The 13,801-nt window shown below is 54.4% G+C and carries 16 protein-coding genes; 13 read left to right on the forward strand and 3 right to left on the reverse strand.

The genetic code is table 11. The features are described 5' to 3' along the window. Positions 1–315, forward strand: a 315-nt coding sequence (locus BP737_RS11715) for a type II toxin-antitoxin system mRNA interferase toxin, RelE/StbE family (RefSeq protein WP_342686206.1), incomplete at its 5' end; no start/stop codon positions are given. Here the strand turns inward: BP737_RS11715 and BP737_RS11720 are convergent. Next, positions 302–505, reverse strand: coding sequence for a hypothetical protein (locus tag BP737_RS11720; RefSeq protein WP_292408303.1), 204 nt, complete (start codon positions 503–505; stop codon positions 302–304). The two genes, BP737_RS11715 and BP737_RS11720, sit on opposite strands and share 14 nt — an antisense overlap. A 307-nt stretch (positions 506–812) precedes the next feature. On the opposite strand from BP737_RS11720, the gene BP737_RS11725 reads away from it, so the two are divergent. Continuing rightward, positions 813–1,394, forward strand: a complete 582-nt coding sequence (locus BP737_RS11725; protein ID WP_292408300.1) for an acylphosphatase — start codon at positions 813–815, stop codon at positions 1,392–1,394. Between the two features lie 539 nt (positions 1,395–1,933). After that, positions 1,934–2,443 (forward strand): hypothetical protein, encoded by a 510-nt coding sequence (locus BP737_RS11730; protein WP_292408297.1) that lies wholly within the window; start codon positions 1,934–1,936, stop codon positions 2,441–2,443. Here the strand turns inward: BP737_RS11730 and BP737_RS11735 are convergent. Further along, positions 2,438–2,644, reverse strand: a complete 207-nt coding sequence (locus BP737_RS11735) for a hypothetical protein (RefSeq protein WP_292408294.1) — start codon at positions 2,642–2,644, stop codon at positions 2,438–2,440. The genes BP737_RS11730 and BP737_RS11735 overlap by 6 nt on opposite strands. A 533-nt stretch (positions 2,645–3,177) precedes the next feature. Between BP737_RS11735 and rhuM (BP737_RS11740) the strand changes: the two genes are divergently transcribed. From rhuM (BP737_RS11740) to BP737_RS11785, 10 genes are all read left to right on the forward strand, one after another. Then, positions 3,178–3,774: a RhuM family protein gene (rhuM, locus tag BP737_RS11740; protein ID WP_292408291.1), complete on the forward strand. Its 597-nt coding sequence runs from the start codon at positions 3,178–3,180 to the stop codon at positions 3,772–3,774. Positions 3,775–3,811: 37 nt separating this feature from the next. Further along, on the forward strand, positions 3,812–4,057 hold the full coding sequence (gene rhuM / locus BP737_RS11745; protein ID WP_292408287.1) for a RhuM family protein: 246 nt from the start codon (positions 3,812–3,814) through the stop codon (positions 4,055–4,057). 552 nt (positions 4,058–4,609) lie between these two features. After that, positions 4,610–5,182 (forward strand): type IV pilin N-terminal domain-containing protein, encoded by a 573-nt coding sequence (locus BP737_RS11750; RefSeq protein ID WP_292408284.1) that lies wholly within the window; start codon positions 4,610–4,612, stop codon positions 5,180–5,182. Positions 5,183–5,189: 7 nt separating this feature from the next. Then, positions 5,190–5,720: a type IV pilin N-terminal domain-containing protein gene (locus BP737_RS11755; RefSeq protein ID WP_292408282.1), complete on the forward strand. Its 531-nt coding sequence runs from the start codon at positions 5,190–5,192 to the stop codon at positions 5,718–5,720. 1,695 nt (positions 5,721–7,415) lie between these two features. After that, complete coding sequence (locus tag BP737_RS11760) at positions 7,416–8,057, forward strand: type IV pilin N-terminal domain-containing protein (protein WP_292408279.1); 642 nt, start codon at positions 7,416–7,418, stop codon at positions 8,055–8,057. Positions 8,058–8,170: 113 nt separating this feature from the next. After that, a complete protein-coding gene (locus tag BP737_RS11765; protein WP_394339342.1) occupies positions 8,171–8,758 on the forward strand; it encodes a type IV pilin in 588 nt (195 codons plus the stop codon). Next, positions 8,755–9,357: a type IV pilin N-terminal domain-containing protein gene (locus BP737_RS11770; RefSeq protein ID WP_292408273.1), complete on the forward strand. Its 603-nt coding sequence runs from the start codon at positions 8,755–8,757 to the stop codon at positions 9,355–9,357. Before BP737_RS11765 ends, BP737_RS11770 begins: the two co-directional genes overlap by 4 nt. Further along, complete coding sequence (locus BP737_RS11775) at positions 9,354–10,199, forward strand: type IV pilin N-terminal domain-containing protein (RefSeq protein WP_292408269.1); 846 nt, start codon at positions 9,354–9,356, stop codon at positions 10,197–10,199. Before BP737_RS11770 ends, BP737_RS11775 begins: the two co-directional genes overlap by 4 nt. Before the next feature lie 17 nt (positions 10,200–10,216). Next, positions 10,217–10,774, forward strand: coding sequence for a type IV pilin N-terminal domain-containing protein (locus tag BP737_RS11780; RefSeq protein ID WP_292408266.1), 558 nt, complete (start codon positions 10,217–10,219; stop codon positions 10,772–10,774). Further along, entirely contained in the window at positions 10,771–11,298 is a 528-nt protein-coding gene (locus BP737_RS11785; RefSeq protein WP_292408263.1) for a type IV pilin N-terminal domain-containing protein, read from the forward strand. Before BP737_RS11780 ends, BP737_RS11785 begins: the two co-directional genes overlap by 4 nt. 615 nt (positions 11,299–11,913) lie before the next feature. Here the strand turns inward: BP737_RS11785 and BP737_RS11790 are convergent. After that, positions 11,914–13,314: a PQQ-binding-like beta-propeller repeat protein gene (locus BP737_RS11790; RefSeq protein WP_292408261.1), complete on the reverse strand. Its 1,401-nt coding sequence runs from the start codon at positions 13,312–13,314 to the stop codon at positions 11,914–11,916. Between the last annotated feature and the right edge of the window lie 487 nt (positions 13,315–13,801).

Raw genomic sequence — 13,801 nt, forward strand, 5'->3', positions numbered from 1 at the left:
GAGGTGTTTCGGGATCACCTCATGAAAAAAATTGAGATTAAACGCGACGTGGAGAGGTATCTTGAAAAGAACCTCTCCATTGAGGAAGATATTATTGGTAAAATCGAAAAATGCCTTGGTGAATATTTATTTGTAGATATAAATTCCTGCAATAAACATGAATTGAAAGGAAATTGTAAGGGGCGCTGGCGTTTGCATGTTCCCCACGACCACGTTGTAATTTATGTTATTCAGGGGACCAAACCGGACAGACATGCGGTGGTTATAAAGATAATGACTGAAAAAAGGTATCACAATTGGGTTAAAGCCTGTTAGCAGCCAATCTTTCTTTAACAACCGATATATCCTCTCCCGGCTGCTTCTCTAATCTTTCCAACTCAGCAACTATCGCACATTTTTTGACAGGTTTTAACTCACGTTCAAGGGTCTTGCTGATCGATTCCCTCCCCTTTCTGCGCGAAAGAATTTCCTGGTAAATCGTATCGGATACTTCTATCGTCTGCATGTATCAGGGTCTCTGCCCTTCAAGGGGATATACTTTGTGAGGGGGTACGAAGATCCTCATTCCGGGGAGCATTCCACCTGTCACCGTGGGAATCAGCCGGGAAACGATCCTGTAGATTGGGTATGCCGGCCGATCTCCGGGTAGTGCTCCAGCATATGTTCAGAGGATTGGACCGGACTTATGTTACCGCAACAACCCGCATTCATGACAAACAAATCACATGGCGAGAGTGTGTCCATTTTCAATCTTTTTTCATACCAGCAGAGGGAGCTAAACTATTTATGCTCACCCTACAGAGTGAAATTGCATGAAACACTTTGTGGCCACTGCACGGGGGCGTGTCCAGCGGGTCGGCTACCGGGAGCATGTGTACAACGAGACGTTCGAGCGGAATATCTCGGGGTACGTGATGAATCTCAAGAACGGGGAGGTCGAGATCGTTGCCGAGGGGAGCGAGAAGGACCTCCAGGAGTTCATCAACGAGATCAATATCATACATAGACCCATTGCAGTCAGATCATTCACCGTCAGATGGGAAGAAGCAACAGGGGAGTACGCAGATTTTGAGATCATCCGGGGAGACATCCAGGAGGAGATGGCCGAACGGATGGATTACGCCGGGAATCTCCTGCACAGCATGGATAGCAAATTCGATCGGATGCTGGATAAACAGGATCAGATGTTAGATAAACAGGACCAGATGCTGGATAAACAGGATCAGAGCATCCAGATCGGCAAAGAGACTCTTCAGGTCGGCAAAGAGACGAAAGAAGAGATTGTCGGGCTCCGGGGCGACACCAGGAAGTATCTTGATGCCGAATTTGCGGAGATCAGAAAAGAGCTCGTCTCCATCAAGGATGCGCTTGCCCGCGCAGGCATCCAGGTCTGAGTTACCTTCCATCCCGTGACAACGATCCGGGCAATGCGTGCAGTCCTCCCGGGAGTGAGGTTGCATCTGACGTCCCTGATCCCCCTTCCTAAACAACAGCACATAATGTCCCGTTCATCGCACCTCCGGAGCAAAAATGCCCTTTCTGCCGTCGCCCCGGGGGAGCGCCTGCTGCTCCGGGGCCGCTTTGCGGAGAGGGATGCGGTCAACCTCCCCCATCTCCTGATAGGAATTATGCAACACAGTATGAGGTGATCCCGAAACACCTCAGCCGGGAGGGGGATGCCTTTCGAAGAACTTCGTTCTTCTCATGCACCCGGTTCGAAGACCAAAGGTCTTCTCAAGCTCCGGCCCTTCGGCCCATCGCACCGTTTCGCCGGGTGCACCTCCCGATCCCTCCCTCGAAGACCTTCAGTCTTCTCAAACTCCTGCCGTACCGGCAGTCGTTCCCCGCGAGGTGATATCAGGGCAAAGCCGTTTTCACATTCTGTCCTCATTTTCGGTTAAAATAGTCAAGATATTGCACACAAGTATTCCAAGTGGGGCGTAGCAGAGGCTCGCAGATCCTTTTGGGACAACGTCTATCAGTACCCGGTGCGGGTATACACCCACCGCTTCCCGTTTGCCCGGCTGATCTCCAATCATGCATCGTCATCGTGGAGCTTCAAGGGGGTTTTTCCGAATGCAAAACCGATGAAATTCTATGGAATCAGGGAAATACGCTTGAGGGAAGCATGACAAAATACGAGATCATCTATACAGAAATTGCATTAAAAGATCTCCGGGCAATTAAACGCGGGGATCAGGGATATATACCCAAAATCATCGATAAAATAGATTTCTGCCTGGGCGAACATCTTTTTGATTCAATCAGACAATGCAATAAAAAGAAACTGAAAGGGAAGGAGAACACCCACCGGCTACATATTCAAAGAAGGTATACCATATTTTACACGATCGAGGAGGCAAAGCAGAAACAGTTCGTCAGAATCCATATGATCATAGGTTATGAGGCGGCACACAAAAAGTATTCAAACATCGATCTATAAGCCCAACTCCTTTTTCACCTGAGCAGAGGAATAGTTCCGAGTTTTTTTGCTTCTCGCAATATCAGCATCCAGTTTCTTAATGTCCGCTTCAATCTTTGATTGCATTAATTCGCGCTCAAGGGTCTTGCTGATCGATTCCCTCCCCTTTCTGCGCGAGAGAATTTCCTGGTAAATCGTATCGGATACTTCTATCGTCTGCATGTACATGGTCTCTGCCCTTCAAGGGGATATACTTTGTGAGGCAGGTACAAATGTCCCCATTCCGGGAAGCATTCGATCATTCCTGCGTGATTCTGCCGGGAAACGATCCTGTAGATTGCGTATATCGGCCGATCATCTCTTGGTAGTGCCCCAGCATATAATTGATTCCAGAGGATCGGACCGGATTACGTTGAGAAACAACCCGCATTCATAACAAACAAATCACATGACGAGAGTGTGTCCATTTTCAGTTGTTTCGTAGAGCACTACCTCAGTACCCGGTGCGGGTACACCCACCGCTTCCCGCTTGCCCGGCTGATCTCCAATCATGCATCGTCATCGTGGAGCTTCAAGGGGATTTTTCCGAATGCAAAACCGACGGTATTCTATGGAATCAGGGGAGTAATTTGTATAATGGACATGAAGTAAGGAGAATATCTATTAACCTGGACCACAAGGAGCATATGGATCATATAGGCTCTGTGCCGTCCTCTTTTGTGGGTAAATAGCTGTCCTCCGGGGGGCAATCGGGTATGACATTTGACAATTCAGAGATCGTCATCTACCAGACCGATGACGGGCAGACTAAGATTGACGTTCGGATGGAGGAGGAGACCGTCTGGCTCTCGCAGGCGCAAATGGCGGAGCTGTTCCAGACAACGAAACAGAATGTCAGTTTGCACATCAACAATGCTTTTGCAGAAGGCGAATTAGAACCATCGGCAACTGTCAAGGAATACTTGACAGTTCAAAACGAGGGTGGGCGCGGTGTCAGTCGAAACATCAAATACTACAACCTTGATGTGATCATCTCAGTCGGCTATCGAGTGAAGTCGCTACGCGGCACACAATTCCGTCGTTGGGCGTTGGAAGTCCTGAAAGAATACCTCAAAAAGGGCTTTGCGATGAATGACGACCTGCTGAAAAAAGCGGGCGGCGGCAACTACTGGCAGGAATTGCTGGAGCGCATCCGCGACATCCGTTCCAGCGAGAAGGTTTTCTACCGGCAGGTGCTCGACCTCTACGCTACAAGCGTAGACTATGACCCAAGAACGCCGGAGTCGCTAGAGTTCTTCAAAATCGTTCAGAACAAGATTCATTTTGCGACGGTGTGGTCACACCGCCGCTGAGGTCATCTCGCAGCGAGCCAATGCCGAATTGCCTTTTATGGGCTTGACGGTTTTTTCCAGCGAACAGCCGGTAAAGGGCGAAGTTGGAATCGCCAAGAACTACCTGACCGAAGAGGAACTCGCCACGCTGAACCGTATGGTGTCCGCATTCTTCGACCTTGCGGAGCTTCGGGCGATGCAGCACCAGCCGATGTATATGCGCGACTGGATAGTTGAACTGGATGATTTTTCAAAGCGATATGGTAAGGGCATGTTATCCAGTGCGGGTACAGTCAGTCACTAGGAGGCACTTGCAAAAGCGGAAGCCGAGTATAAGAAGTATCGGCAAAAGACCCTGGGAGACCTATCACCCGCCGAACGGGACTTCCTCACAAGCATTAAGGAGACTCAAAAGCGACTGGAGGGCTGGAAGATGCCGAAAAAGGACGGGAGTAAAGAGAACTGATGCAAACGCTCTCTGACGAGGATTACCATTAACCCACCCTCCTGCCCTTTTTCTTACCAATACGCCTTTGTATGTTGGATGGGGGGTTATTCGAAATCCTCCCTATCAGCACGATGACACAGGAATAGGTAGCAACCGGAAACAGCGATCAACCGATGTCATCCATTGATGAGACTGCAAGCCCCAAACAACAGCACATGATGTCCTGTTCATCGCGCCCCTGGAGCACGGGTGCCCGCTTGCTGCCGTTCCGGGAGAGCCTGCTAATTTTAAGCCGCTTCGCGGAAGAGGGGTGGATAGAATGGCAAAACTTAAATTGATTATGGACAATCCTATTTGATCAGTGGGCCATTCAACACCCCAAATCACCGGCGCTTTGAGGACATGGATATGAGAGTAATATTGGAAGATGCCGTGTCTCCGGTCATCGGCGTCATGCTGATGATCACGGTGACGATCATCGTTGCAGCGGTCGTGGCGGCGTTCGTGGGCGGCGCATCCACGCAGTTCGAGAAGACGCCGCAGGCGAGCCTGCGCGTCTACTGCGACGGGTCGGAAGAAGAGTTCAATATCATCTTCGAGCATCTCAGCGGGGACCCCCTGCGGACCGAAGACCTGAGGATCGTCACCTGGATCAAGGACGGAGACGAGGTTATAAAGAACGAGACCTCCGCCAGATCTGGAACGGTCGTGGATGAAGTGAGGTACCCGCGCGTCTACGACGTGCAGCAACCGGATCAGGAGAGACAGGGATTCGGAGAAGCGATCTGGAAACGGGGGACGCGTGCGGGCACGTACGACAGAGAGAAGACTGCGATGTTTCTGGGCATCGTAACCGGCGAGGGCAGCGCCGACATAAATAAGCTCGACGGGCTCATTCAAGCGGGTACTCCGGTCGAGGTGACGGTCATCCACATCCCAAGTGGGAACACCATACTCAGGAATGAGTTCATACTCGAGTGAGGGAACCATGAAGCGGAAATATCCAAATAGCCGGGGCATATCCGAGGTCTTCGGGGTTATGCTGATGCTCACGATAACGCTCATCGTTGCCTGCATCGTGGCCGTGTTTGTCGGCGGGTTCTCGTTCGGCGATGAGGAGCAGGCGATATCTGCAAACCTCGTCGCTTCCGAACTGAATACGAGCGCGGACCCGCCTTATATCTTATTCGAGCACGTGAGCGGCGATCCCGTCGACCTGAACTCCATCGTGATATCGCTCGGGCTGCGCTCTTCGGCGAAAAACACGACCAATATCCAGAATACAGAGGATAGCGACTATATTCAGAATTACGGAGCCCCGGATAAGACAAAGATAGCCGTCGGAGACCGATTTATCCTTTATGCCGACGGGAGCGATGACGATGGGATCTACTGGGAGAAGAGCCCGACTGCGCGGTTTTTCGCGCCCTGGAACGACTATATCACCTACCAGATCCTTGATGTCAGGTCGAACAGGCCGATCAGTTCCGGTAAAATACCGGTAGATCAGCCGAGGTGAAGCCGGAGAGGGGGCTGCCCCGTGCCGGTGTTTTCGACGGGACAGTGGGCGTTAGGCGATCGCTCCGCCGGCATATCAGCCGGTGAGGCACAGGAGCGTCCGGGCACCGGTTTACGGCGTTTCCGGTGACAGAATCCCCCCCTCTCCAGGGGGCTGCCGGACCTCAATCGCCGATTTTCCCGTCCATGGGTGACGCCCACGTGCAGGGGCTCGAACCGGACCCCAGAAGAGCGTTTCTACAGGGAGGTCGGCCAAGAGATCCCTGAGGGGAGGAGTCTTCCCCGCACCCGGCGGTGCTCAAACCCCGCTCTCGTGGAGCGTCGTTACTCAAAACGCTTTGAGTTTCTCACGTTCCTGCTCTACGGCCGGTCGCTCACTCTCGGTCTCTCGGATTCACGCCGTGCCAGCAGCCGTTCGCCGTTTGGCGATATGACGCCCCGGGAGAAGCAGAGCGGAAAGCACCGCAGGGTTCGTCTCCAGGCAAAAGTTGTTCCCATCCGACCCGATTATGGTTTGGATGGCAGAAATCAGGATATTTAGATGTCCTGATCGGGGACCGGGTCGCTGGAGGCCCTGGAAAAAATATTGGGTGGAGAGAGGCCCCCGTCCCGTTCGGGGCGTGCATGGCTTCGGCCGGCGTCCGGAGGCGTGCCGGACTTCACCGTACCGCGGGAAAAAAGAGAGGCGGCCGGCCGGTCGCCTCGGTTCCATCCTGTTTGATCACCGCACCTCCGGGTTCAGCCGAACGCGTAGAGGTGGCCATTGCTGCCGGTATCTTTTCCTCATTTGGTGTTCCTCCATGGTTCTCTGGGAGACAGGCCGAAACAGGCGGCATACGGCTTCCGGCACCGTCCGAAGATCCGCCGGAGGCAAACAATATGCAGCAAGACGCCCGATCATCCGACTCTGACATCCATACCGGCATCATCACGCGGGAGACTATCTTCTCCAGGCGCGACGGTACCGCACCAGGCGTATGGACAAGTTGCCTTGTTGTAAAACAAATTATTTGAAGTTTTTGATCCCGGCAGGCCGCTCTCCCGCGGCCGATGGCGGCAGGGATCTCTCAGCATGCGGCTCCCGTCCGTCCGGAGAGGAGAACACCCGATCTCTTCTTAGCACTCTTCGTGAACGACAGCCGCTGACACTATGAAAGGATACTCAATGAAGCAACCGATAGAGTGTGCCGATCGGGGGAGAGTTCGGTAAAATCGCGAGCCGGGAGGGGTTTTCGTCGAATGGACGTGCAGGGTTTCGGCCGGTATCCGGAGCAAAACCGGGGGAAACGATGTCCGGAATGAGACGATAGATCGGACTGACTGTTCTCCACATCAAACGAACGCCCGTGAATCTGCGCGGTCACCCTCCCGGAAGGGATGGCGCGGAAGGCGGGAGCGACAGTGAACGGCTACGAAATTCCGGCTCAAACGGCAGAATTGACCGAAAATAATTGGGAATATCAGGGAAATTTTGAATTTGCAGCACAACACCGAGGGCGAACCGTTCCTGCGGCGGGAGGATAACCAGCCATGTGCAAAAGGGAAATAAAGGTATATCAACCGTATTTTTCAAAAAAAACGGCTGTATAGCATTTCGTTAGAGATAAATATTAGTAATATGCAGAGTATTTTGTTCAAGGTAGCTTGCCAAAACTAAATATTATTTGGCATGATCTATCCGGCAGCAGGAACTGGTATGAGAGAAGAGAGGAGCAATCTGAATTTCGAGGCCGTCTCGCCGGTCATCGGCGTGATGTTGATGCTGGTGGTGACGATCATCGTCGCCGCAGCGGTGTCGGCATTCGCCGGGGGGTTTGCCGACGACCAGAAGGAGACGCCGGTTGCACAGATCGAGGTGAAGTTAGTGCGGGCATTTGACAGCAACGGTGGGGCTATCCCCCAGTTGATCTTCACGCACAAAGGCGGAGACCCCGTCGCCACGAGCGATCTGAGGATCGTCACGTGGGTAGGCGATCAAAAGCATGTGACGGACGGAAGTTTGAATCCCGCCGATCCTGCAAACCGCTTCGACGCGGCAGAGTACGCGGCCGGCAACGGTTCGTTTGTGACAAACGATGGGTACCCTGCAAAGATGGTAAACGGAGCCCTTACGCCGGACGGCATGTGGGGGAGGTTCACCTGGATGAATGGGGACGTCCTGACCACGGGTGTCGCCAGTTCGAACGCGGTGGAGTCCGTCCTAGGGACGTCGCGCCTGGGGCTCGTCTATACCGGAATTCAAAACGACAAATACGACGACGCCGGCCCCATTACGGTCGAGATCGTCCATATCCCGAGCGGGAGGGTAATATCCAACAGTGAGTTGATGTACGTATGAGAGAGGGCGGCAGCAGCGTTATCAACGGGCCCGGACCACGGCGGAGTCCCCGCTTCCGGGCGGGGAGACCGTCGCACGGGGATGATTATGGAGTATCGCCGGTGATCGGCGTCATGCTAATGATCGTGGTGACGATCATCCTTGCGGCGGTTGTCTCCGCCTTTGCGGGAGATATGGGTAGCACTACGGTGAAAGCCGCCCCGACATCCACGTTCGAGTTCAAGATCTACGAGAAGTACGTGGGGGCATCCTACTTCGGCAAGCAGGATAGTGCAATGCCCTATATCGTAGCGACCTTAAAGAACGGCGAGACGCTTGACACCCGGGACCTCAAGATCATCTCGACCCGTAAGGACGCGAACGGCAACCAGGTCATGTACACCTTTGATCCCGGCAGTAACGAAACCCAGCTGAAGTGGTCGTCGCCCGGAAGTACAGGCGGCACTTCATCGAGCCCTTCAGGCTTCAGGAGTTTCTCGGGCCCGGGGACATATAAATTCTTCGGAGATGAGGACTGCTACTGGCGTCAGGGAGATATATTCAGCGGATATTCTGTTCTGGTCCTCGGTATTGGGCCCCAGCCGCCCAACTTGGCCTCAAACAAGGATAACGCTCCAAAAACCGGCGAGATTATCGGGATCGAAGTGGTCCACAAGCCCTCAAGTACGGTCATCTACCAGACGGAGGTGACGGTGTTATGAAATTCAGAAACAACGAACACGCAGTCTCGCCGGTGATCGGCGTGATGCTGATGATCGTGGTGACCGTCATCATCGCCGCAGTAGTCTCCGCGTTCGCCGGAGAGTATGCAAACAGCGACAAGCAAGCTCCCTCCGCGGTGATCTCGTGCCGCTATCTGCCCGGGACCGGGATCGAGAAACCAACTCAGCCCAGTTCCAGTACAGGTATAGGTACGATTGTGGCAATCCCCGAGGGGGGCCTGATATTCACGCACGAGTCGGGAGATTTCATCAATCTCCTCAATACTTACATGGTGATATCAAACGGCGACGAAAGCCGCCGCTTCGACTTTACCACGCTCCAGAAGGTCAATGCAGAGCAGTGGGACCCCGCGGTTTATTCTCGCTCGGGGCTCGTGAACTTCATTGATTATGACCGGGAGATCAACACCGGCAACCAGTTCGTGCTGAAGTCGGACAATGACGGCAGCAGAGTGCCGGACGGCTACCTGGGGTGGACAAATCCTGATTTTTACCTGACCGAGAACCAGATCGCGACATTCACGCTCGTGGACCGCGAGAGCGGGCAGACCATCGCTTCGGGGAGGATTGAGTTATGAAGGGTAACGACAATGCGGTATCGCCGGTGATCGGCGTGATGCTGATGATCGTCGTGACTGTCATCATCGCTGCGGTCGTCTCGGCGGTTGCCGGAGACCTCGGATCGGGGGAGAAGACGGGACCGAAAGCAACGCTCAGCTGGCAGTTGAAGTACTCGGCGACCGGTGCGCCCGTGCCGTCAGATCCCGTGACACTGACCGTAACCTATACGAAAGGGGATGGGACTACATACACCAACGATCTGAAGGTCGCCGCACAGAACGGTGGCAGTCCGGGCATAGGCCTCAATAAGGACGGTCTCGTCTTCACGCACCAGGGCGGGGACCCGATCGACCTCAAGGACCTGCAGATGAACGTGGCCGGGTCCGACCTGAATATCATCCTTGATTATTCAAATATTAAGGGGGGCAGCGGCGGCTGGGGAGGGGCGAAGTATGTGCCGGCGCTTGGCATGACGGACCTGTCCGCCCCGTACGGGACCATAACAGATATCTCCGCCAGCGGATCGTGGAGCAATTATACGGCCGCAGAGATCCAGAAACTGATACCCAACAAATACTTCTACAAGCTCGGCCCCGACGGCCTCGATATGGCGGATACCATCATCCGGCCCGGAGAATCGTTCATCTGGCTGGTCGACAACAACAACTACGGAACACTCAGCGGGTCGTATGCATCGCCCGGCCGCATAGCGACGTACTGGGCGATCAAGACAATAAACAGTGCGGGAGGGTCTGAAAGCATGGGCATTGAGCGAGGTTCGGACCAGCGGTGGGTTCTGTCCCACAAGCCCTCCGGCGAGACCCTGGCGAAAGGAACCTTTGAGTACCCGGATACATGAATGAGGTGACAACGAGTATGAACAGCAAAAACGAAGATGCGGTATCGCCGGTGATCGGCGTGATGCTGATGATTGTGGTGACCGTGGTCATCGCTGCGATCGTCTCCGCGTTTGCCGGGGACATCACCAGCGGCAGCGACAGGAAGACCGTGCCCGTGGCATCGATAGCGGCAGAGATCGTGAAGACCAGCGATAACGAAGCCGTGCTCACGATGAAGCACCTTTCCGGGGACCCCATTGACACGAGGAACCTGAGAATCATCATAAGTTATATCGATTCGACCGGTACGCCGCACCAGAAACGGCTTTCCGGGGATGTGGCCAGCATCAGCCATGGCTACCCGTACCTGACGGATGCCAAAGCCAAAGACAACGAGGTGAAGTTCGGCACCTTCGTCTGGATGCCGGGCCAGATAATCAGCACAGATAATCCCAGCACCGGAAGTTCGGGTTTTGCCGCAGTTACGGGCATTACGCCGGATGCCAACTTTAAAAAAGGCACTACCATCAACATCAGGCTTGTGGATTCGAATACGCAGAAGGCGATCTTCGACCAGGATGTGATCGTACGATGAGCATGATTTTCAGGGATGACCGGGCGGTATCGCCGGTGATCGGCGTGATGCTGATGATTGTCGTGACCGTCATCATCGCCGCGATCGTCTCCTCCTTTGCCGGCGGCATGGGGAGCGACGAGCGCAAAGTACCGAGCGCGGCCTTTGATGTGACGCCGAACCTCAAAGACAACGGGACCATCGAGTTCCATCATCGGGGGGGAAGCGTGATCGATATCAACGCGACCGTCGTGCAGCTCGAATACGACAGCAGGACGCTCGCTCTCTCCAACGACGACACGGCAACCGGTTTCACCTCGCCCTATCTCACCGAGCTCGGCTCCGGTGCCGACGGGTACATCGATGCCGGCGACCGGTTCGTATTGACCGCGGACAAGATGACTGAGGACAGGGATCTCGTCTTCCAGCCTGAGTCCATGGGGGCAACCAATTTCACAATCGAGTACAATAAGCCTGTCTCCTATACGATCCTCGACAAGGGCAGCGGCAAGGCCATCCAGACGGGAGGGTTCATGCTGCGCTGAGACAACATCTTGAGAAAACTGGCCTCTTTTTTCACCGAATCCCTGTTGATTACCCCATGAACGGATCTTTTCCAAAGAGTTACCTTCTGTCGATCTGGACCTTAACCGGTAAACATTTCATGCGATTTCGTGGACACACATTCGTCGCTGTCAACACGCTGTGTCAAATAACTCATCAGCGGGAAAATATCCCTCCAAGAGTTTTCAAACTTCAAGCCCCAGATCTCACCAGCAGGCTTTACAGTCGCCGTATTACCTTACTGCTCTTCCTGTAGAGCAAATTGGTTTTACGAAAGAGGTTTTTGAGAATTCGGTTAGAAGGGGGAAGCCTTCTGCAAGGACCAAGAAAATAAGAGAGTTTCCCGATCAGATCGGTGATCTGGCTGGCCTGCTCTTCCGATAACCCCATAACTGGCCGACCCAACAGGATGCCAGACTGGACTGAGGATGTGGGAAAAGTAGCGGCAGATGAGGGGTTCTCCATTTAGATCGGGCATGCATGGCCTCATCTATCGTCTGAAACAACTCTAGGTGGGAGCATGTGCCAGAATTCGCCGTACCACAAGAAAAAAGAGGCGACCGGATGGTCGTCTCTTGTTCCATCTTTCGCCATGTTCAGCCGAACGCATAGAGGTGTCCATTGTTGCCGATGGTATAGACGTCACCATTTGCAATAGCAGCGGTCGCGCCGCCCTGCGGGTACGACCATACCGTAGCACCGGTCATCGCATCGAGGGCGTAGATTGTATCGTAGCAGTATGGATAACCAGCCTCCCTGCCCACGAACGCATACCCGTCCGCAAGGGAGACCGAGCATGTCCATCCGCCCATCTCTTCATTTGTCCCGTCCATAGGTGTACGGTTCCATAGTTCCGTGAAGTTGCCGGTGAAGAAGCACCTGACTCCGGGGTCCATGAAACCAGAAGTCCCACCGGATACGTACACAAGACCGTTCCCCTCGTCAATGGCGGGGGTGGCGTCTGTTGCCTCGATGGTCACGCTGTTGATCAGCGCCCCGTTGCTTTTGGCGTACTTGTACAGTTTTCCGTCGCCCGAGAAATTGTACGACGTCACATAGACGTATTCATCATCGATTGCAGCAGAGCCGCAGAACCCTCCGGCGTCCGAAGCCACGACGCTCCAGACCTCATTGCCTGTTGAAACATTGACTTTGTAGAGAGCACCCACTGAGTCCCATCCGGTCAGGTACACCGATCCGTCGGATGCATCATAGGCAGGCGTCCCCTGAAAATACGTCGTATCGTTGGCTGTAGACGTGCTGTCAAAGATCCACTGCAGGGCGCCGGTATATCTGTCAAGACAGTAGTAGTGACCCTGATACCAGTCGCTGCAGAAGACGTAATCCCCGCCGATCTTCGGGCCGCCATTGCAGGACGTATCGCCGATGGTGGTGAAGTTCCAGACTTCCGTGCCGTCCGAGACCCGTACGCAGTAGGTCTTATCGTCAGAAGATGCATACGCGTACACGCCGTCGGTCGTGGGCGACGACCATGAGCCGTAGTGGACATTGCGTGGGAGGGTGAAGTTCCACACGTAATTGCCGGTGGCTTCATCGAGGCACGTCAGGTAGATCTCCGTAAGGCCCGATGGCTCGTCAAACCCGGAGTACCCGGTCATGATGAAGATCTTCCCGTTCGCTACGACCGGGTTCACCGTACCGATAGCATTGACGTCCTTGTCGAATTTGAGGCTGGCAGTGCTTGGAAGCCCTGTCGACGGAGAGTCTCCCGTGTTCTTCTCGTCGTAGTGGAACTGGGGCCAATCGTTCGCCGTAACGCTCGTTCCGGTCGGGACCGCCGCTGTTGCCGCCCCGGCATTGAAGAACGTGGTTCCGCCGTCGCCCGATGGTGCCGAGAAGTCCTGCGCGACCCTATCGGGGTCGTAGTAGGCCATGAACTGCCCGTTCTGCGGATAGTCTCCCGCCGCTACCGCCGGCACGCAGAGCGCCAGCACCATGAGTGCCGCCAGGATCGGCAGCACCATTCTTTTCCTCATTTGGTTCCTCCATAGTTTCCTGGTGGACAGGGCCGAAACGAGGCGGCATACGGCTCCCGGCACCATCCGAAGATCCGCCGGCGACAACAAAGCGCAGCAAGACGCCCGATCATCCGACTCTGGCATCCATACCGGCATAATCACGCGGGAGACCGGCTTCTCCGGCCATTTTCTCCGGACGCGACGGTGCCGCACCAGATGCATGGACAAGCTGCCTTGTTGTAACACAGATTATTTGAAGTTTGTGATCCGTTCCGGCCGCTCTCCTGAGGCCGGTAGCGGCAGGGATCTCTCAGCGATGCGGTCCCCGCCATTCCGGAGAGGAGAACGCCCCGATATCTCAACCAGGCCCATCACAGACGGTATCGCCGGAACGAGACAATGCCGGAAGTCGTCCCGGAAAGATCCCCGAACCCCGGGTGCACCCTGATCGGAGCAGTCACCGATCGACGTCTTCCCGTCCTGCTCCACAAGCAACCGCCAATTT

It is taken from the genome of Methanoculleus sp. UBA291 (genome assembly GCF_002499755.1).
In the GTDB taxonomy this organism is placed as follows: domain Archaea; phylum Halobacteriota; class Methanomicrobia; order Methanomicrobiales; family Methanoculleaceae; genus Methanoculleus; species Methanoculleus palmolei.

Excerpts from the sequence above, each read along its gene's own strand:
- BP737_RS11750 (WP_292408284.1), top strand. The coding sequence starts at position 4,610 with ATGAGAGTAATATTGGAAGATGCCGTGTCTCCGGTCATCGGCGTCATG.
- BP737_RS11785 (WP_292408263.1), top strand. The coding sequence starts at position 10,771 with ATGAGCATGATTTTCAGGGATGACCGGGCGGTATCGCCGGTGATCGGC.
- BP737_RS11790 (WP_292408261.1), bottom strand. The coding sequence starts at position 13,314 with ATGAGGAAAAGAATGGTGCTGCCGATCCTGGCGGCACTCATGGTGCTG.
- BP737_RS11780 (WP_292408266.1), top strand. The coding sequence starts at position 10,217 with ATGAACAGCAAAAACGAAGATGCGGTATCGCCGGTGATCGGCGTGATG.
- BP737_RS11765 (WP_394339342.1), top strand. The coding sequence starts at position 8,171 with ATGCTAATGATCGTGGTGACGATCATCCTTGCGGCGGTTGTCTCCGCC.
- BP737_RS11755 (WP_292408282.1), top strand. The coding sequence starts at position 5,190 with ATGAAGCGGAAATATCCAAATAGCCGGGGCATATCCGAGGTCTTCGGG.
- BP737_RS11725 (WP_292408300.1), top strand. The coding sequence starts at position 813 with ATGAAACACTTTGTGGCCACTGCACGGGGGCGTGTCCAGCGGGTCGGC.
- rhuM (WP_292408291.1), top strand. The coding sequence starts at position 3,178 with ATGACATTTGACAATTCAGAGATCGTCATCTACCAGACCGATGACGGG.
- rhuM (WP_292408287.1), top strand. The coding sequence starts at position 3,812 with ATGGGCTTGACGGTTTTTTCCAGCGAACAGCCGGTAAAGGGCGAAGTT.
- BP737_RS11760 (WP_292408279.1), top strand. The coding sequence starts at position 7,416 with ATGAGAGAAGAGAGGAGCAATCTGAATTTCGAGGCCGTCTCGCCGGTC.
- BP737_RS11770 (WP_292408273.1), top strand. The coding sequence starts at position 8,755 with ATGAAATTCAGAAACAACGAACACGCAGTCTCGCCGGTGATCGGCGTG.
- BP737_RS11735 (WP_292408294.1), bottom strand. The coding sequence starts at position 2,644 with ATGCAGACGATAGAAGTATCCGATACGATTTACCAGGAAATTCTCTCG.
- BP737_RS11720 (WP_292408303.1), bottom strand. The coding sequence starts at position 505 with ATGCAGACGATAGAAGTATCCGATACGATTTACCAGGAAATTCTTTCG.
- BP737_RS11775 (WP_292408269.1), top strand. The coding sequence starts at position 9,354 with ATGAAGGGTAACGACAATGCGGTATCGCCGGTGATCGGCGTGATGCTG.